At 66.4% G+C, this 18,748-nt stretch carries 17 protein-coding genes and 1 tRNA gene; 6 read left to right on the forward strand and 12 right to left on the reverse strand.

All coding sequences use genetic code 11. The annotated features are described in order from the left end of the window. Nucleotides 1-125: 125 nt before the first annotated feature. From QFZ60_RS16300 to QFZ60_RS16340, 9 genes are all read right to left on the reverse strand, one after another. Entirely contained in the window at nt 126-815 is a 690-nt protein-coding gene (locus QFZ60_RS16300; RefSeq protein WP_142120065.1) for a GntR family transcriptional regulator, read from the reverse strand. Nucleotides 816-928: 113 nt separating this feature from the next. Beyond that, nucleotides 929-1,705 (reverse strand): SDR family NAD(P)-dependent oxidoreductase, encoded by a 777-nt coding sequence (locus tag QFZ60_RS16305; protein ID WP_307091827.1) that lies wholly within the window; start codon nt 1,703-1,705, stop codon nt 929-931. Nucleotides 1,706-1,714: 9 nt separating this feature from the next. After that, entirely contained in the window at nt 1,715-3,064 is a 1,350-nt protein-coding gene (locus QFZ60_RS16310) for an MFS transporter (RefSeq protein ID WP_307091828.1), read from the reverse strand. A 223-nt stretch (nt 3,065-3,287) separates the two neighbouring features. Next, complete coding sequence (locus QFZ60_RS16315) at nt 3,288-4,019, reverse strand: FadR/GntR family transcriptional regulator (RefSeq protein WP_307091830.1); 732 nt, start codon at nt 4,017-4,019, stop codon at nt 3,288-3,290. A 197-nt stretch (nt 4,020-4,216) separates the two neighbouring features. Next, nucleotides 4,217-5,119, reverse strand: coding sequence for a succinate--CoA ligase subunit alpha (sucD, locus tag QFZ60_RS16320; RefSeq protein ID WP_056331195.1), 903 nt, complete (start codon nt 5,117-5,119; stop codon nt 4,217-4,219). Nucleotides 5,120-5,130: 11 nt separating this feature from the next. Next, nucleotides 5,131-6,300, reverse strand: coding sequence for an ADP-forming succinate--CoA ligase subunit beta (gene sucC / locus QFZ60_RS16325; protein ID WP_142120055.1), 1,170 nt, complete (start codon nt 6,298-6,300; stop codon nt 5,131-5,133). 225 nt (nt 6,301-6,525) lie between these two features. Beyond that, nucleotides 6,526-7,242 carry a hypothetical protein gene (locus tag QFZ60_RS16330; RefSeq protein ID WP_307091832.1) on the reverse strand — a complete coding sequence of 239 codons (717 nt, stop codon included), beginning with the start codon at nt 7,240-7,242 and terminating at the stop codon, nt 6,526-6,528. Nucleotides 7,243-7,262: 20 nt separating this feature from the next. Then, nucleotides 7,263-9,815: a DNA helicase PcrA gene (gene pcrA, locus QFZ60_RS16335; protein WP_307091834.1), complete on the reverse strand. Its 2,553-nt coding sequence runs from the start codon at nt 9,813-9,815 to the stop codon at nt 7,263-7,265. Between the two features lie 89 nt (nt 9,816-9,904). Continuing rightward, entirely contained in the window at nt 9,905-10,735 is an 831-nt protein-coding gene (locus QFZ60_RS16340) for an inositol monophosphatase family protein (protein WP_307091836.1), read from the reverse strand. Between the two features lie 32 nt (nt 10,736-10,767). Between QFZ60_RS16340 and QFZ60_RS16345 the strand changes: the two genes are divergently transcribed. Next, nucleotides 10,768-11,394 carry a hypothetical protein gene (locus tag QFZ60_RS16345; protein ID WP_307091839.1) on the forward strand — a complete coding sequence of 209 codons (627 nt, stop codon included), beginning with the start codon at nt 10,768-10,770 and terminating at the stop codon, nt 11,392-11,394. Here QFZ60_RS16345 and QFZ60_RS16350 read toward each other — a convergent pair. Further along, a complete protein-coding gene (locus tag QFZ60_RS16350; RefSeq protein ID WP_307091840.1) occupies nt 11,391-12,155 on the reverse strand; it encodes a DUF998 domain-containing protein in 765 nt (254 codons plus the stop codon). The two genes, QFZ60_RS16345 and QFZ60_RS16350, sit on opposite strands and share 4 nt — an antisense overlap. An 83-nt stretch (nt 12,156-12,238) precedes the next feature. On the opposite strand from QFZ60_RS16350, the gene QFZ60_RS16355 reads away from it, so the two are divergent. From QFZ60_RS16355 to QFZ60_RS16365, 3 genes are all read left to right on the forward strand, one after another. Then, nucleotides 12,239-12,311 (forward strand) — tRNA-Arg (locus QFZ60_RS16355). Between the two features lies 1 nt (nt 12,312). Continuing rightward, nucleotides 12,313-12,801, forward strand: coding sequence for a DUF6314 family protein (locus QFZ60_RS16360; RefSeq protein ID WP_307091841.1), 489 nt, complete (start codon nt 12,313-12,315; stop codon nt 12,799-12,801). Next, nucleotides 12,798-13,247, forward strand: coding sequence for an NUDIX domain-containing protein (locus tag QFZ60_RS16365; protein ID WP_307091843.1), 450 nt, complete (start codon nt 12,798-12,800; stop codon nt 13,245-13,247). The genes QFZ60_RS16360 and QFZ60_RS16365 overlap by 4 nt, the downstream gene beginning before the upstream one ends. Here the strand turns inward: QFZ60_RS16365 and QFZ60_RS16370 are convergent. Together QFZ60_RS16370 and QFZ60_RS16375 are read right to left on the reverse strand one after the other, a co-directional pair. Then, on the reverse strand, nt 13,244-15,157 hold the full coding sequence (locus QFZ60_RS16370; RefSeq protein WP_307091845.1) for an ABC transporter ATP-binding protein: 1,914 nt from the start codon (nt 15,155-15,157) through the stop codon (nt 13,244-13,246). The two genes, QFZ60_RS16365 and QFZ60_RS16370, sit on opposite strands and share 4 nt — an antisense overlap. A 2-nt stretch (nt 15,158-15,159) precedes the next feature. Beyond that, nucleotides 15,160-16,821, reverse strand: a complete 1,662-nt coding sequence (locus tag QFZ60_RS16375) for an ABC-F family ATP-binding cassette domain-containing protein (protein WP_307091847.1) — start codon at nt 16,819-16,821, stop codon at nt 15,160-15,162. A gap of 250 nt (nt 16,822-17,071) precedes the next feature. Between QFZ60_RS16375 and QFZ60_RS16380 the strand changes: the two genes are divergently transcribed. Continuing rightward, nucleotides 17,072-17,803 carry a hypothetical protein gene (locus QFZ60_RS16380; RefSeq protein WP_307091848.1) on the forward strand — a complete coding sequence of 244 codons (732 nt, stop codon included), beginning with the start codon at nt 17,072-17,074 and terminating at the stop codon, nt 17,801-17,803. Then, a complete protein-coding gene (locus tag QFZ60_RS16385; RefSeq protein WP_307091850.1) occupies nt 17,800-18,537 on the forward strand; it encodes a hypothetical protein in 738 nt (245 codons plus the stop codon). Before QFZ60_RS16380 ends, QFZ60_RS16385 begins: the two co-directional genes overlap by 4 nt. The last annotated feature ends 211 nt before the right edge of the window (nt 18,538-18,748 follow it).

Here is an 18,748-nt window from a genome sequence, read left to right on the forward strand (position 1 = left end):
TCACTCCAGATTTAGAATCGCATTTCCTATAGGATCTACGCTTTGCGTGGGTCCTGTCAAGGGGGTGTTTGTTGCTCCCTTGCGGGAGCTTGTGCAGGGAGGGCCTGCAGGGGCCTGGGGACGTGCTAGCTGCGCACTTCGCTGTCGTGCTGCGAGCGCTGCTTGACCCCTTCAATGTGGTCGATCATCTTTTGCCGGGCAAGCTCGGCGTCGCCGGCTTCGAAGGCCTTGAGGATTTCGGTGTGCTCGGAGATGGCATAGTCGGCATCCGTCACGCCCAGGCCGCCGAAGAAGCGGAAACGCTGCACCTGGCCGCCCAACGCGTTGTAGGCAGACAGCAGGAACTGGTTGTCCGCGGACTCGGCGATAAGCCGGTGGAAGCGTTCGTCGGCTTCCCAGTAGGCGCGGAACTCCGCGAAGGACGGCCCGCGCGGCGCTGCCTTCAGGTCCTCGATGGCCTGCTCCAGTTGCCCTGTCAGTTGCGGGTCCGCATGTTTGCAGGCCATGAAAGCATTGGCCGGTTCGATGACCAGGCGGGCGTCCATGAGATCGGCAAGTTCCTCCGGGGAGAACAGCGGGGCGACCCGGTAGCCGCGCAGGGCGGCCCTGCGCACCATCCCGGTCGCTTCCAGCCGGGCGAGCGCCTCGCGCACCGGTGTCGGGGAAACGTCCAGTTCCCGGGCCATCCCGTCGATGCTGACCGGGGTGCCGGCTTCCAGCCGGCCGTCCATCAGGGCAACAAGAAGCGCTTCATACACGTGGTCGGCGAGGACCTGCCTGCTCACGCCGCCGGAGGCCTGGTTCTTGGTTGCCATGTAGAAATCCTATAGCCGGAAGATGCGCGGGAGCGCGTGGGTGTGATGGTCCCGGGCACGCCTGCTGGTGCCGTGCGGCCGGGCGGCTGCACGGCACCAGCAGGAAACGGGGGTCAGGAAACCTGCAGGCCGCCGTTGATGTCGTACGTGGCGGCGGTGATGTAACCGGCATCCTCGCCAAGCAGGAACGCGATCAGCGCGGCTACTTCCTCACGGGTTCCCACCCGGCCCATCATGATCCCCTCGGACATCTGGGCCTTGCGCTCGTCCGTCAGCGTTCCGCCCATGATGTCCGTGTCGATCGGACCCGGGGCAATGGCGTTCACGGTGATGTTGTGCCCGCCCACCTCGCGGGCCAGGGCACGGGTGAAGCCCAGGATGCCGGCTTTCGACGCACTGTAGGCCACCTTGGAGTAGGTGCCGCCGCCGCGCTGGGCCGAGATGGAGGAGATGCTGACGATCCTCCCGAGTTCGCGCTCGATCATGCCCCGAAGGACGCGCTGGGAAACAAGGAACGTGCCACGCATGTTGATGGCGAAGACCTTGTCCCATTCCGCCACGCTGGTTTCCATGAAGGGCGTGGGTGAACTGATTCCCGCGAGGTTGACCAGTCCGACGATGGGCGGAAGCGCCTGCTCGATCTCCGTGATGGCACGGTCCACCGATGCCTCGTCCGAGACGTCGGCGCCCACGCCGATGGCCTTGACGGCACGGCTGGAGCCGATTTCCGCCGCCGCAGCTTTCGCATCCTCGGCATTGATGTCCAGGATGGCGATGGACCAGCCTTCGCTGGCCAGCCGGTCTGCGGTTGCCCGGCCTATTCCGCGGGCCGATGCAGCCCCGGTCAGGACCGCGGTGCGTTCTGCGGGAAAGGTGTGCTGTGTAGTCATTGGTGTGTCCTAGTGTGTTTCGGCGGCAGGAATTGTGGCCCCGGGGGCGGAGACACCTTCCGGCCGTTTGCGTGCGTAAAGGTAGGTGGCTGCAGCAGTGATGGCGAGGCAGGCGGCCAGGAAGACCAGCCCGCTCTGGCTGTTTCCGGTGGCGTCCTTGAGGATGCCCACGATGTAGGGCGCTACGAAGCCACCCAGGTTGCCAAGGGAGTTGACCATGGCAAGCCCGGCAGCGGCAGCAGCACCGGTGAGGGCTGCGGAAGGCATGGCGAGGAACGGTGCTATGGCGGAGTAGATGCCCATGGCCGCGAGGGTCAGGAACACCATGGCCAGCACGGCGTTGACCGGCAGCAGGAAGCCTGCGCCCAGGAGGCCGACGGCGGCGAGCACCATGCTCATGCTGGCATGCCATACGCGGTTGCCGGTCCGGTCCGAGCGCTTGCTCCAGAAGTAGACGAACACCGCTGCGATGGCGTACGGGATGAAGACGATGAAGCCCACCTGGGTCGAGTCGAACTTGCCCAGCGCCTTGACGATGGTGGGCAGCCAGAGCCCCAGACCGTAGATGCCGCAGACCAGGCCGAAGTACAGCGCCGAGTAGGCGATGGTGCGGGGGTCCTTCAGGCCGGCAAGGAAGTTGTGGTTGCCGGCCTTCTGCTTGTGGGCGAGTTCGGCGGCCATCGTGGTGGAGAGCCACTCACGCTCTTCCGGCTTGAGCCACTTGGCGTGTTCGGGCCGGTCCGTCATGACGAAGGGGGTGATGATGCCCAGCAGGATGGCGGGAATGCCTTCAAGGATGTACAGCCACTGCCAGCCGTGCAGGCCTGCCACGCCTTCCAGGTTCAGGAGCATGCCGGACACGGGTGCGCCGAGGGCGTTGGAGATGGGCTGGGCCAGGATGAAGATACCCAGCACCGTCACCCGCTGCGCTGCGGGGAACCACAGGGTCAGGTAGAAAAGGATGGCGGGGAAGAAGCCGGCCTCGGCGGCTCCAAGCAGGAACCGGATGATGTAGAAGGTGGCTTCACCGTTCACCAGGAACATGGCAGTGGCAAAAATGCCCCAGCTGATCAGGATGCGGGCGATCCACTTCCGGGCCCCATAGCGGTACATGCCGCCGTTGGACGGGATCTCCAGCAGCGCATAGCCGAGGAAGAAGATGCCGGCGCCCAGGCCGTAGGCGGCTTCGGTCAGGCCGATGTCCCCCTGCATGCCGAGCTTGGCGAAGCCCACATTATTCCGGTCCAGGTAGGCGATGAAGTACAGAAGGACGATCAGGGGCATAAGCCTCCGGCGGACCTTGCGGAGGGTGGTCTCGCCCAGCTCGCTGAGGGCGGGGGCAGTGGCGCGGGAGGTCATCGCTGGCCTCCCAGTGCGGTGAGGAAACCCTCGAAAGGGGAATGCGCGCGCATAACGACTCCTTTGGCTGGCGGCATTTTTTGGGGGAAAGTTGATATCAGATGTCTGATGTCTGTATGAGATTCTAATCACAGGGACCGGGAGCGTCAAACACGAGTGCCGACGCGACCGGACGGCATGCCGATAGCAGGCAAATACCCAGTTGGAAGGGGTTCAGACAGGCCTAGCGGGCACTTGCTCCGGAGGGGCTGGACACGGCGAGGTAGCGCTCGTAGTCCTCGAAGGTCTGGGTAATGTGCGCGTCCATGGTGGAGCGGGCGGTGGCCGGGTCCCCGGCGGCAATGGCGGCCAGGACCATCTTGTGATGGTGGATGGCGTGGCGCTGCACGTCAGGGAACGCTGAGGTTTCGCGCCGCATCGCGTAAAGCAGGGTGGACAGCTGGCCAAGCAGGGCCGGCACGAACGGGTTGCCGGATGCGCGCAGGACGGTGTCGTGGAAGGCGATGTCGGCCACGGTCAGCGCATCCACGTCGCCGGAATGATGCGCCGCTTCCATCTGCTCCACGCTGTCCTGCAGTGCGGCGAGGTCAGCCGGCCGGTGGCGGGAGGCAGCGAGTTCCGCCGCGCCGGTCTCCACCATGCGGCGGACTTCAAGCAAACGAAGCGCCACCTGGTCCGAGGCCACTCCCCGGGAGGCTGAGCGCATAATGGCGTCCAGTCCCGTCCAGCGCTCGGGCGGGTTGACGAAGGTGCCCAGGCCGCGCTTTACGTACACGACGTCCTGCGCCTTCAGCACTTTCATGGCTTCGCGGGCCGTCAGCCTGCTGACGCCGGACTCCTTGGCGATGTCAGCCTCCGGCGGCAGGGCGTCGTCGGCCTTGATCTCGCCACTGAGGATGTGCTCAAGGACCTTGTCCACGACGGCGTCGACCAGGGTGGGTCGCTTCTCTGCCATCCGTCTTTCCCCTGCCTGCGCACCCTGGGCGCCCCTGATTTTCCTTCCTCAACATTACTCGACGCACCGGGGCACCCGTTGCCCGGCCGCCGTCATTCGTTAAACAAGGAAGTTCGTTAAACAGCAAACGCGGGGCCACCCCTTTCCGGTCCGTTGAGCGGACCGGGCCGGGAGTGGCCCCGCGTTGTGCAGTACTGCTAGAGGGCTGCGTAGACCTCGCGGAGCAGCTTGGCGGTCTCGGACGGCGTCTTGCCGACCTTGACGCCGGCGGCCTCGAGGGCTTCCTTCTTGGCCTGTGCGGTACCGGCGGAGCCGGAGACGATGGCACCGGCGTGGCCCATGGTCTTGCCTTCGGGAGCCGTGAAGCCTGCCACGTAGCCAACAACCGGCTTGGTGACGTTGGCCTTGATGAAGTCGGCGGCGCGCTCTTCGGCGTCACCGCCGATTTCACCGATCATGACGATGGCCTTGGTCTCGGGGTCAGCCTCGAACGCGGCCAGGGCGTCAATGTGGGTGGTGCCGATGATGGGGTCGCCGCCGATGCCGATGGCGGTGGAGAAGCCCAGGTCGCGCAGTTCGTACATCATCTGGTAGGTCAGGGTGCCCGACTTGGAGACCAGGCCGATGGGGCCCTTTCCGGTGATGTTGGCCGGCGTGATGCCAACCAGCGCTTCACCGGGGGTGATGATGCCGGGGCAGTTCGGCCCGATAATGCGGGTGACCTGGTTGCCGTTGGCGTCCACCTTGGACTGGGCCAGGGCCCAGAATTCGGCGGAGTCCTGGACGGGAACGCCCTCGGTGATGACTACGACCAGGCCGATGCCGGCCTCGATGGCTTCAACCACGGCGTTCTTGGTGAATGCCGGCGGCACGAAGACGATGGAGACATCGGCGCCGGTTTCCGCCATGGCTTCCTTGACGGTGCCGTAGACGTTGATTTCCTTGTCGCCGTGCAGGACCGTGGTGCCGGCCTTGCGGGCGTTGACGCCGCCAACAATGTTGGTGCCGGCCTTGAGCATCAGGGCGGTGTGCTTGGTGCCTTCGCCGCCGGTGATGCCCTGGACGATGACCTTGGAGTCCTTGTTCAGATAAATAGACATGGTGCGTCCCTTTACTTCGCTGCGTTGGCGAGCTCGGCGGCCTTGTCGGCGCCCTCGTCCATGGTGGCGGCCAGGGTAACCAGCGGGTGGTTGGCCTCGGTGAGGATGCGGCGGCCTTCCTCGACGTTGTTGCCGTCGAGGCGGACTACCAGCGGCTTGTTCGCGGAGTGGCCGAGTTCGGCGAGTGCACCGACGATGCCCTTGGCGACGGCGTCGCAGGCGGTGATGCCGCCGAAGACGTTGACGAAGACGGACTTGACCTGCTCGTCGCCCAGGATGACGTCCAGGCCTGCGGCCATGACCTCTGCGGAGGCTCCGCCGCCGATGTCCAGGAAGTTGGCGGGCTTGACGTTGCCGTGGTTTTCACCGGCGTAGGCGACGACGTCGAGCGTGGACATGACCAGGCCGGCGCCATTGCCGATGATGCCTACTTCGCCGTCGAGCTTGACGTAGTTGAGGTCCTGCGCCTTTGCCTTGGCCTCAAGCGGGTCTGCAGCGTCCTTGTCCTCGAGCTGCGCGTGCTTCGGGTGCCGGAAGTCGGCGTTCTCGTCGAGGGAAACCTTGCCGTCGAGGGCCAGGATGTCACCGTTGCCGGTCTTGACCAGCGGGTTGACCTCCACCAGGGTGGCGTCTTCCTTCTTGAAGACGTCCCAGAGCTTCAGGATGACACCTGCCACCTGGCCGCGGAGTTCCTCGGCGAAGCCGGCGGCTGCGACGATTTCGTCAGCCTTGGCCTGGTCGATGCCCACGGCGGGGTCGATGGCGATCTTTGCCAGCGCTTCGGGGCGTTCGACGGCGAGCTGTTCGATTTCCATGCCGCCCTCAACCGAGCACATGGCCAGGTAGTTGCGGTTGGCCCGGTCCAGCAGAACGGAGAAGTAGTACTCCTCCGCGATGTCGGCACCCTGGGCGATCATCACCTTGTTGACGGTGTGGCCCTTGATGTCCATGCCCAGGATGTTGGTGGCATGCTCAAACGCCTCGTCGGCGGACTTTGCCACCTTCACGCCGCCGGCCTTGCCGCGGCCGCCTGCCTTGACCTGTGCCTTGACAACGGTTACGCCGCCGATCTTCTCGGCAGCTGCCTTTGCTTCTTCTGGGGTGTACGCCACGATGCCGGCAAGCACGGGTACACCGTGCGCCTCGAACATATCGCGCGCCTGGTATTCAAACAGGTCCACGGTTTAGTGTCCTTCTACGTCGAAGTAGTTTCTATACAGTCGGACACCATCGAATAGGACGATGACCGGGCTGCGGATTGCACGCACCGGCGGCCTGTTTGGAAACGAGCCACGCGGCGTGATGCTCCATGGGGAACTCTAGTCCTTTGGAGGGACCGGGCCGTCCCAGACTACCTCTTATGTGAGTAAGCACACTATTCTATGGAGCGTAGAAAAACCGCGGATTTACGGGGTTTTTGGGCCTTCTGCCTGCGGGGATGCGCTGCTTATGGCGGGGGCCGGGACCAGTTCGTAACGTTCGGGGGAAATGAAGAATCCGACGCCGGCGGAGACATTTCCACATGCCACGCCGCCGTTGTAGGCCGAACAGCGCAAGCCGTTGCGTTCGAGGTTCTGCCCGTCCGCCAGCACAGTCAGCTGAGTCAGCGGACCGGCCTTGGTCCCCCCGGGCCCGTAGGCCGCCTCCATCGGAGTGACGCCGGAGCGGCATTCCCCGTAGCGTGCAGTGTCCGGCGCCAGCAGTGCCACGCCGCCCAGGTAACCAAGGTGGGTGCCGGCACAGTCATCCTTGACGTCGCCGGGTTGGGGAGGCTGATAGGTGGCAAGCCCGCAGTGGGCCACCGGGACAATGGGCAGCTTGTTGTTGGCAGCATCGCTGTAGCCGTTTTGTTCGTACGGCAGGTTCACATGTTCCCCGCGCGCGGACGTCAGTGAGCAGGAAATGGTCCGGTCCGCGGTGATGAAGGACAGGACGTCCCCTCCACTGGAGAAGTTCTTTGGATCGGCCAGGGGCACCTTTTCCAGCTGCTCCATGGGAGGCAGCGGCGCCGGCGGAATATAGGAGGGGTCCTCGGTGGTCACGCTGCACCCCGTAGCGGTCACGGCGGTGGCGAGGAAAAGGGCGGCGAGCATCCCCCATACAGTGCGTCGCATGGGCTCCATTATGCCCGCCGCCGGCCGGCTTAGGCGTCCAGCTTGGTCAGCGGCGCGTACCGCAGGAGCAGGCGCTTCTCCCCAACATCGAACTTCACCTTGGCTACGGTCTTGTCCCCCGCCCCTTCAAGCGCCAGGACGGTTCCATTGCCGAAGCTGGTGTGATTGACCTTGTCCCCCACGCTGACGGCGATGATTTCCTTCTGCGGCTGCACCCGGTTCTTGGCGATGAACGCCGGAACGTCGGCGTTGAACCCGGCGGAGGAGTCCGCGGCCGCGCCGCGGGCGGTGCCGGCGCCCCAGAAGGAGCCGCTGTAGCGGCCCGATCCGATGGAGCCGCCGCCCCAACCGCCGGCCTGCCTGCTGGTTCCTTCCCGTTTCCATTCCAGGAGCTCGGCCGGGATTTCCTCCAGGAACTGGCTGGCGGGGTTGTACTGGCTCTGGCCCCACATGCTGCGTACCTCGGACCGGGTTACGTACAGCCGCTTGCGGGCACGGGTCAGCCCCACATAGGCCAGGCGCCGTTCCTCGGCCAGTTCCTTGGGATCGGTGGCGGAGCGCTGGTGCGGGAAGAGTCCGTGCTCCATGCCGGTAAGGAATACCACGGGGAATTCCAGGCCCTTGGCCGTGTGCAGGGTCATGAGGGTCACCACGCCCAGCCGTTTGGCCTCTGCCACGGCGGCGTCAATATCCGCGCCGGGGGCATCCGGGATCTGGTCGGCATCAGCCACCAGGGACACCTGTTCCAGGAACGCGCCGAGGCTGCCCTCCGGGTTCTCCTGCTCGTACTCGCGCACCACGGCCACGAGTTCGGCCAGGTTCTCCACGCGGGATTCGTCCTGCGGGTCCGTGCTGGAGCGCAGTGCGGCAAGGTAGCCGGTCTGTTCCAGGACGGCTTCCAGTGCGGCGGCGGCTCCGGATCCGGAGGCTACCTCGGCGAGGTCGTCCAGCATTTTCACGAAGCCCAGGACGGCGTTGACGGACCGGGTGACCATGCCGGGCGCCTGGTCGGCGCGGCGGGCGGCTTCCATGAACGACGTCCGCTCGCGCTGGGCCAGGGCTGCGACGGCGCCTTCGGCACGGTCGCCGATGCCTCGCTTGGGCTCATTCAGCACCCGGCGGAGGTTGACGTCGTCATCCGGGTTCACCAGGACGCGCAGGTACGCCAAGGCGTCCTTGATTTCCTTCCGCTCGTAGAAGCGGGTGCCGCCCACCACCTTGTACGGCAGGCCCACGCGAACCAGGACGTCTTCGATGGAGCGGGACTGGGCGTTGGTCCGGTAGAAGATGGCCACATCGCCCGGCCGCAGGTTGTCTTCGTCCTGGAGCCGGTCGATTTCCTTGGCGATGAACTGCGCTTCGTCGTGTTCGTTTTCGCCGACGTAGCCGATGATCTTGTGGCCTTCGCCCTCGGCGGTCCACAGCCGTTTTTCCGGCCGGTTGGGGTTCCGCGAGATGACTGAGTTGGCGGCGCTCAGGATGTTTTGGGTGGAGCGGTAGTTCTGCTCCAGCTTGATGGTGCGGGCTTCCGGGTAGTCCTTTTCGAACTCCACGATGTTCCGGATGTCCGCTCCGCGGAAGGCGTAGATGGACTGGTCGGAGTCACCCACCACGGTGAGTTCCGACGAGCCCGGTCCCTCCCCCACGATTTCCCGCACCAGGGCGTACTGGGCGTGGTTGGTGTCCTGGTATTCGTCCACCAGGACGTGCCGGAACCGGCGGCGGTAGGACTCGGCGAGGGCGGGGAAGGCGCGGAACATGTAGACGGTTTCGGCGATGAGGTCGTCGAAGTCCATGGCGTTGGCCTGCCGGAGGCGCTGGGTGTAGCCCTTGTAGACGTCCGCCACCGCGTGTTCAAAGGGGTCGTTGTAGTTGGCCGCCGAGGCAAAGGAATCCGCGTCAATGAGTTCGTTCTTCAACGCCGAGATCTTGTGCTGGATGGCCTTGGGGGCAAACTTCTTGGGGTCCAGGTCCAGGGCCTTGGACACCTGCGTGACCAGCCGCAGGGAATCGGCGGAGTCGTAGATGGAGAAGTTTGATTTCAGGCCGACGTTGGCCGCTTCCTGCCGCAGGATCCGCACGCAGGACGAGTGGAACGTGGAGATCCACATGATCTTGGCGCGCCCGCCCACCAGGGCCTCGATGCGCTCCCGCATTTCCGCAGCCGCCTTGTTGGTGAAGGTGATGGCCAGGATTTCGCCGTGGTGGGCACGGCCGGTGGCGATCAGGTAGGCGATCCTGTTGCTGAGCACGCGGGTCTTGCCGGAACCTGCACCGGCGACGATCAGCAGCGCTGACCCGGCGTGCTTGACCGCTTCCTCCTGCTGCGGGTTCAGTCCCTCCAGCAGCTGGGCGGCGTCCGGGCGGCGGCTGTGGTGGCGTCCGGCGTCGTGCCTGTCCCCGTGGTTCCAGCCCCCGTTGTCCTGGTCCGCATTGTTCCGGTGCTGCAGGCCGCCGTTGCCCGGCATTCCGCCGGGTCCGGCCGTGGTGGCAACGCCCTCCGGCCCCGTCCTGGTGCGGGCGGCGGCGGCGGGAGCGGCCTTGAACGGTCCGTCAGAGTACGGGTCAAACAACATATCCATGGTGCATACAAGTCTAGGCGGTGGGACCGACAACGCCTTCCAGCCTGTGGATTACTCCCCTGGGCCGGCAACCGCCTGAGCAAAGCGCCTCAGGCCACCGAGCCTGACTGGAGCGCCGCACGCAACTGATGCACCGCCGTCGTTCCTCCTGCCAGGAACCACTCCAGGCCGTTGACCCGGACCGTGTCCACGGCGCCGCCGGCGGCACGGACGATCGCCTTGCCGGGCAGCCAGTCCCATTCGGGGCAGCTGTGCTGGAACCAGCATCCCAGCTGTCCGTCCGCAACGCGGCCCAGGTCGCAGGACCCGGAGCCCAGCATGCGGAGGGACGCCGCGGAGGTGGCGGCGGCGTGCCAGGGCATGGCGCACATCGGGTCCATCAGCCAGGTGGGGTGGATGTAGGTGGCCGCTCCAAGTTCGGCGACACTGGTGGCGTTGCGTTTGCCGCCGTCGTCGCTGAAAACGGTGAGGAGGTCGCCGTTCAGCGTGGCGGGCCGGTCATGGCCGCCCAGCCACAGCTTGTCCTCCTCCGGCTGGAAGATGGCGCCCAGCACTGCGTCGTCCCGGTCCTTGAGGGCGATGGCGGAGCACCAGTAGGTGGAGCCGTGCAGGAAGTTGTAGGTGCCGTCCACGGGGTCGATCACCCAGGTGCGGCCGCTGGTTCCCTGGACGGAGGCGCCTTCCTCCCCCAGGATGCCGTCCTCCGGCCGGCAGCGCTGCAATTGTTCCAGCACGTAGGCCTCGGCGGCGTGGTCCGCTGCGGTCACCACGTCCGAGACGGAGGTTTTTTGTTCCGACTGCAGGCCGGCCATGCGCATGAGGAGCGCCAGCTGCCCGGCTTCACGCACCAGCGCCGCCGCCAGTTCGTAGTCGTCCAGTGAGGGGTCAAGAACAGCTGCGCTGTGTCGGCCAGTGGTCATGGCTTCAGTTTATGGGGCGGGATAATGGTGCCATGGCCAAAACCCCTGCCCAGCGGATCAAGAAGCACGGCGCCAAAGCGGTTGTACCGCAACACCAACTGCCACCGGTGGTCAACCCCACCACCAACCGGACGCCGGAAAAGGCGCAGGGCAACAGCAACCTGATCGTCATTGCGGGCGTCGTGGCCAGCCTGTTCCTCTTCTGGTACCTGCACCTGCTGACCCTGGACCAGCTCACGCAACTCACCAAGGGCCTGGCCACGCCGGATTCGCTCATCGGCGGGTTCGACCCCGCCTACATCGGGCGCCTGCAGGGGGAGATGAACGGCGACGCCCTGGGCCAGCTGAACTACGTCCACAAGACTGCCGGCACCCTCTTCCCGCTGATCTTCGGGTTCACCTGGCTGCTGCTCATTGGGACCAACGTGGCGCGGAAGGCGCTGCGCTGGGCACTGTGGGCCGTGCCCATGCTGTTCGTGGTGGTCCGGTTGTGGGGGAACGTGGCGATTGACGCCATGCTGGCGTCGGAAGGTCCCGACGGCGGCCAGGTTGCCCTGGCGTCCGGCCTCACCGTTGCCGGCTGGGTGCTTTTGGTGTTGAGCCTGCTGGCAGGGGCGGCGGCGGTCTTCCTGAACAGGCGGACGCGGAACGAGGCCTAGGCGGCAGTTACCCGGGCGGCAGCAGCCCGCCGTTCCTTCCGGTGCCGGTGCACCCGCTGGGCAATGACCAGCCCCGAGGCGGCCGTGCCGACCGTCACGGGATATCCCATCAGCCGTTCCAGTGTGCCGGGCTCCGGGACCATCATGTGCGTCAGGCCGCCGGTCGCCACCGCCGCCAGTGACACCACGCCGCATGCCAGGATGAACCATGCCATGCCGGTTTTGCGGAGCCAGAGCAGGCCGAGCACCAGCAGGGCAGCGCCGCCTGCCAGGAAGTACGTGACCGCGCCCCAGTAGTGCCATGGGGAGCCAACGTCTTCGGGCACCAGGCCCACCACCACCGTTCCGGCACCCGCGGCTCCAGTGAGCAGCCGGACCGCGGCGGCCGCGAGCCACGGTTCCTTCCGGCCCCAGTTGATCCGGATACCGGGCCGGGCGGCCACGCGCAGCAGCCCCGACGTCAGCAGCAACGCCCCCACCAGCATCCCGAGCCCCTGGACCACGAACGAGGCATTCATCAGCCAGTTCAACGGGGAGCAGACGTCCCGGCCGGAGAATGTCCCGCAGTGGAGGGCGCCCAGGTCGCTGATGTACCCGGTGCGCAGGTCGTAGGGACGGGGTCCCGCCCAGGCCATGGCCACGGCGGCCTCCGCGGCGAAGTACTGCAGCACGCTCAGGATGGCCCAGGCCCCGATGTACTGGCGGGTGGAGGCAACATTCGGAATGATGGCGGCGGGAGCGGCAGTGGGGGCTGGACTCATGGCTTGAGCGTAGTACGGCCCCGCACCTTGTATGCTTGTAACCGTGTCCGGACGGACCGGCCCCGCCGAACCACCGGATGCCCGCCCTCGTAGCTCAGTGGATAGAGCACGGCTCTCCTAAAGCCGGTGTCGTTGGTTCGATTCCAATCGAGGGCACTTGAACTCCTGTTCCCCGGAGCCCAGCCTCCGCGCCTACCTGTTGGGCAGCCAGCCGGCCAGCGCCACCAGTCCCGCCGGTCAGCCGGGCCGCTGGCGGGTGGAGCGGGACCTGCTGGACAGGTCCGACGGCACCCGCGGAACCTTTTCCGGCGTCGTCCTTTTCACGCCCACGGACGACGGCGGCCTGGCCCTTCGCGAGGAAGGAACCATGCGCTGGCCTTCTTTCACCGGCCCCGCCTCGCGGGAGTACGTCCTGGAACCCGCGCCGCGGCCCGATGCGCTGGACGTGTTCTTCCCCGACGGCAGGCCGTTCCACCGGATGAGCTTCACCCCCGACTCCAGCCTGGACACCCATTGGTGCGATCCGGATACCTACCGCGTGTCCTACACCCGCCAGGGGCCTGACCAGTTCAGTTACAGCTGGGATGTGACCGGCCCCCGCAAGGACCTGCTGCTGGTCTCGCGCCTGGTTAGGGTGGCGTCGTGAAGGACCGGATTGTGGTTTCCGCCGTCTGCGTGTTCGACGACGCGGGGCGGCTGCTGACAGTACGGAAACGCGGAACCGGCATGTTCATGCACCCGGGCGGCAAGCCCGAACCGGGCGAGACGGCGGTTGAGGCCGCAGCCCGTGAGCTCGCCGAAGAGGTGGGGATCGTGGTGCCGCCGCAGGAGCTTGAACTGATGGGCGTCTGGATCGCGGACGCCGCGAACGAGGCCGCCACCGACATCGAAGCCACCGTGTTCGTGGCACCGGGCACCTGGACGGCCAGTCCGGCGGCCGAAATCGCCGAAATCCGCTGGCTGGAGATCGGCGTGGCCGCATGCAACGCAGGGCTCCCCCGGGACCTGGCTCCGCTGCTGACCGACCACATCCTGCCCCTGCTGGCGGCCCGTGCTGTGCCGGGAGCGGCGCAGGCTCCGCCGCGCCGCTAGAACTCGGGCACGGCCTCCTGCGCCACGGCGGTGGCCTCCGCGAACTGCGTCTGGTACAGCTCGGCGTAGCGGCCGCCGGCCGCCAGGAGCTCGGTGTGGGTGCCGCGTTCCACGATCCGGCCGCCCTCCACCACCAGGATGGCGTCGGCCGCGCGGACGGTGGACAGCCGGTGGGCAATCACGACGGCGGTCCGCCCCTCGAGTGCCGCACCCAGGGCTGCCTGCACGGCGGCTTCGTTCGTTGAGTCCAGCGCGGCGGTGGCCTCGTCGAGGATGACGACGCGGGGCTGGGCGATGAGGAGCCGGGCGATGGTCAGCCGTTGGCGTTCGCCGCCGGAAAGCCGGTAGCCGCGCTCCCCCACCACCGTTTCCAGCCCGTCGGGCAGGGACCTGATCATGGTCTCCAGCCGGGCCTGGCGCAGGACATCCCACATGTCTTCTTCGCTTGCGCCGGGCTTGGCCAGCCGAAGGTTGGACGCGATGGTTTCGTGGAACAGGTGGCCGTCCTGGGTCACCATGCCCAGGGTGTCGCGCAGTGAATCAAAGGTGGCATCGCGGACGTCCAGCCCGGTCCCCGGAGCGGTACCGCCAAGCCGCACGGCCCCGGAGTCGACGTCGTACAGCCGCGACAGCAGCTGGGCAATGGTCGACTTGCCGGCGCCGGAGGAACCAACCAGGGCAACCGTCTGGCCGGGCTCCACCCGGAAACTGACGCCGTGCAGAACCTCCTCGCCGCCGCGGGTATCCAGGGTGGACACTTCCTCCAGCGAGGCCAGGGAGACCTTGTCCGCGGAGGGATAAGCGAAGCGGACGTCGTCGAATTCAACGGACACCGGACCGGCCGGTACCGGCACTGCGTCCGGCTTCTGCTGGATCAGCGGCTGCAGGTCCAGGATTTCAAAGACGCGTTCAAAGCTGACAAGGGCGCTCATGACTTCCACCCGGGCGTTGGACAATGCCGTGAGCGGAGCGTAGAGGCGGGTGAGCAGCAGTGCCAGGACCACCACGTCCCCTGGCGCCAGCTGGCCGCCCAGCGCGAGCCAGCCGCCCAGGCCGTAGACCAGCGCCAGTGCGAGCGCGGACACCAGCGTCAGGGCGGTCACGAACGTGAACTGCAGCATCGCCATCCGGACGCCGATGTCACGGACCCGTCCGGCGCGCGCAGCGAATTCGCGGGATTCCTCGTCCGGCCTGCCGAAGAGCTTGACCAGTGTGGCGCCCGGAGCGGAGAACCGCTCGGTCATCTGGGTGCCCATGGCGGCGTTGTGCGCGGCCGCTTCCCGGCGCAGGTCGGCCAGCCTGGAGCCCATGCGGCGGGCGGGGATCAGGAAGATCGGCAGCAGGACCATGGCGAGCACTGTCACCAGCCAGGACGTATTCAGCATCACGGCCAGCGTCAGGACCAGCGCCACCGAGTTGCTCACCACACCGGACAGGGTTCCGGCGAAGGCGGACTGCGCCCCAATGACGTCATTGTTGAGGCGGCTGACCAGCGCGCCCGTGCGGGTCCGGGTGAAGAAGGCGATGGGCATGCGCTGGACATGGTCGAACACGCGCGTCCGCAGGTCCACGATGACGCCTTCACCGATGGTGGAGGACAGCCAGCGGGTCAGCAGTCCCACCCCGGCTTCCCCCACGGCAACGATGGCGATCAGCACCGCCAGCCAGATGACTGTGTCCGCACCTGCCTTGGCGATGATGGCGTCAACCACCTGCCCGGCGAGCACCGGGGTGGCGACGGCCAGGAAGGCAGCAGCGATGGAGGACAGCACGAAGGCGATGAGCTTGCCCTTGTGCGGGGCGGCAAAGGCAAGTACCCGCTTCAGGGTTTCCTTGGAAAACGGCTTGGAAGCGCTCTTTGCGGTGCTGATGTTGTAGAGCGAACTCCATGCCACGCGGTCCATGCTCATGGTTACTTCTCCTGGCTTGCAGTGTGGTGGAGTTCCTGGACCGTGCCGTCTTCCAGGTGCCACCGGTAGTCGAGTCGAACGTTTTCCAGCAGCCGGCGGTCGTGCGTTACCAGCAGCAGCGCTCCGTCGTAGCTTTCAAGGGCCTCTTCCAGCTGCTCAATGGCCGGCAGGTCGAGGTGGTTGGTGGGTTCGTCCAGCACGAGGAGGTTCACGCCGCGTGCCTGGAGCAGCGCCAGGGCCGCCCGCGTCCGCTCCCCCGGCGACAGGGAATCCACGGTCCGGGAAGTATGGTCCGCCTTAAGGCCGAATTTGGCCAGGAGGGTGCGGACATCGGCGCTGTTCCAATCCGCCAGAACTGCTTCGACCGCGTCGCCCAACGGCAGGGCACCGTCGAGCAGTCCGCGGGCCTGGTCTATCTCGCCGACGGCCACGTTGGCACCCATGGAGGCATCGCCGTCGTCCGGCGCCTGGGTGCCCAGCAGCAGCCGCAGCAGGGTGGACTTGCCGGCTCCGTTCGGGCCCGTGATGCCTACGCGTTCGCCGCCGTTGAGCTGGAGGTTGACAGGTCCCAGCGTGAAGTCACCCTGGCGTGCCACGGCGTTGCGCAGGGTGGCGACGACGGCGCTGGAGCGTGGTGCCTGGCCGATGCTGAACTGGAGCTGCCATTCCTTCCGGGGCTCCTCCACGACATCCAGCCTGGCGATCCGGGACTCCATCTGCCGGACCTTCTGCGCCTGCTTTTCGGAGGACTCCGTGCTGGCCGCGCGCCGGATCTTGTCATTGTCGGGGTTCTTCTTCATGGCGTTCCGGACACCCTGTGAGCTCCACTCACGCTGGGTCCGTGCGCGGGACACCAGGTCCGCCTTGGTGGCGGCGAAATCCTCGTACTTTTCGCGTGCGTGCCGCCGCGCCACCGCGCGTTCCTCGAGGAAGGCGTCATAGCCGCCGTCGTAAACGGCCACACTGTTCTGGGCCAGGTCCAGCTCAACCACCCGGGTCACGCAGCGGGCCAGGAACTCGCGGTCGTGGCTGACCAGCACCACGCCGCCGCGCAGCCCGTTGACAAAGCCCTCCAGCATGGCCAGCCCCGCAAGGTCGAGATCGTTGGTGGGCTCGTCCAGCAACACCACGTCGAAGCGGCTCAGCAGGAGGGCAGCAAGGGCCACCCGGGCGGCCTGGCCGCCGGAAAGACCAGTCATCAGCGCTTCGGGGCCGGCATCCAGCCCCAGGTCTGCCAGCACGGCAGGGATGCGGTCGTCCAGGTCGGCGGCGCCGGAGGCCATCCAGCGGTCAAAGGCGCGGGCGTAGGCGTCGTCAGCTCCGGGGGCGCCGGAACCCAGTGCTTCCGCGGTGGACTCCATCTCCAGGGTGGCTTCCGCGCAGCCGGTCCGGCGGGCAATGTAGGCCGCCACTGTTTCGCCCGCAACCCGCTCGTGCTCCTGGGGCAGCCAGCCGACGAAGGCGTCGGATGGGGCAAGGCTCACCGTGCCCTGCTGTGGCTGGTCGACGCCGGCAAGGAGGCGCAGCAACGTGGATTTCCCGGCACCATTGGCGCCCACGACGCCCACGACGTCGCCGGGGGCCACCGTCAGCGAGAGCCCGGAAAAGAGCACACGGTGGCCATGGCCACCGGAGATGTCTTTGGCAACAAGGGTTGCAGTCATGGATTCGTCCTTTCGCCGCTGCCCGGACAGCCATCGGCGGCCGGCAGATGCGGCGTAAACCGGGCCGCGGCGCCGCTGGGGCTGCAGGACATAGAAGAACCCGCTGGTCCGGACTTGGGGGGTGTACGGACCAGCGGGCTCGACCATCAACTATAGACGAACCGGCTCAATGGGCAAAATCGTCCGTCACGGCGCGGGCCCGGCGGCACGGTAAAATCGAGCGCACCACCCATTCTGCAGAGAGCCCTCCATGACCCTTTCCGCCAAGGCGTTCCAGCGCTGGCTGCAAGGCATCGCGCCCGATGCCAGCACTGCAGACGTCTGCAGGGTCTCCGGGATCAAGCGGACCACGCTGGCGCAGCAGCTGGTCCGGGGCAAGGTTTCCGTGAGCACTGTGGTCAGCATCAGCCGCGCGTACAAGATCAACCCCGTCGCCGCACTGGCCGGATTTGACGCCTACACCGCCTTGGCGGGCCCGCAGCGCCCACCCACCAGAAGCGAGCTGGTCAGCCAGGTTTCCACGCCGGACCTTCTCCGGGCGCTGCTGGTCCGGCCGGCCATGGACGCGGCTTTGGGAGCAGCCGCTCCGGCCCTCAGTCCTGCCCCGCACGCCACCTCCGTGAAGAACTGGGTGGACGCCATAGACGACGGCGAGGTGCGGCACCGCGTTTCGGCCTCCACAGGAGTGGCACCGCAAAACTATTCCGCCCAATTGACCGCCAACCGGCTGTCCCCCGAGCTCGCCGTCGCCACCGCGCTGGCAGCCGGAGTGGGGCCGGCAGGCGGGCTGGTGGCCACCGGAATCATTACGGAGGAGGAGGCTGGCTGGCCTCCGGGTGCCCGGCAGGCGGCGCTGGACAGCCTCTCGGATGGCGAACTTACAGCCCTTGCTGGAGACCGGCTTCAGGCAATGGGCAAAGTGCTGCGCCGCCAGGAGCAGGACCAAGCGCAGACAGAAAAAATTTGGGAGAACCTCGGATGATCGAGACACTGCAGTGGACCACGCTGGCGATATGCGCCCTTATTGCGGCGGCCCGCATCCCCAGCACCCTCCGGGGTGAGAACCGCTCCCTCTTTGGCATTTTCGCGTTGATGACCCTGGCCATCCTGCTGAGCATCCAGGAGCCCTACCTGGTGATCGACCAGGCGCTGGGGGGAATCAACCTGGCCAACCTGCTGCTCCGGTTCGTGATCTTCGGTGCCATCTACTTCATGGGCATCCGCATCTCCAGAGGCTTCGGTGCAGAGAGCGCACACCGCCTCATTACGGGACGGGCCGGAATGCTGGTCCTGCTGGCTGTCTCCGTGGTCCTGGTTGGCGTCTTCTTCATGATGGACACCGCAGGTTCATCTGCGGGACTGAAGGCCATCTCCGACAAGGACGGCCGGAACTTCGCCCTTGTTGAGTTCTACGGTGCGGCAGGCAGGGCCTACCCGGCGTATGTGGGGCTGGCCTTGGTGCCGGCAATGGTCCGTGCCGTGCAGAACCGGCTGCCACCCCTGGTGCGGGCAGCCTCCGCATTGCTGGCCCTGGGCGGAGTCGCCGTGGCCCTCACCCTGCTCTTCCCGGTGGTGCCGCCCTCCATGGACGCCCTGGAGTTCATCATCAACTACACGGCGGTACTCTGCTACGTCGTTGGACTGGCCTTGATCTGGGCAGCCAGGGTGGTCAACGCCCGTACCGTGAGCAGGCGCAGGACATCTACCGAAACGTAACGTTCAGCCGCTTTCACAAAATCATTAGAATGTGAAACAATCATGAATGTGTGAAGGCGGGGCCGCCAAGCGTTTTCGAACGGGGATAAATTCCAAAGCGCAGGCCGTCCCGGGGGCCTTTGCACACATTGGGGGGATGAGTGGTGGCGGATCGTTGGGGACCGCCCCCACTCAGCCTATTTAAGGCCTCTAACCGCTGCCCTGGCCCCAG

This window comes from Arthrobacter sp. B2I5, from assembly GCF_030816735.1.
In the GTDB taxonomy this organism is placed as follows: domain Bacteria; phylum Actinomycetota; class Actinomycetes; order Actinomycetales; family Micrococcaceae; genus Arthrobacter.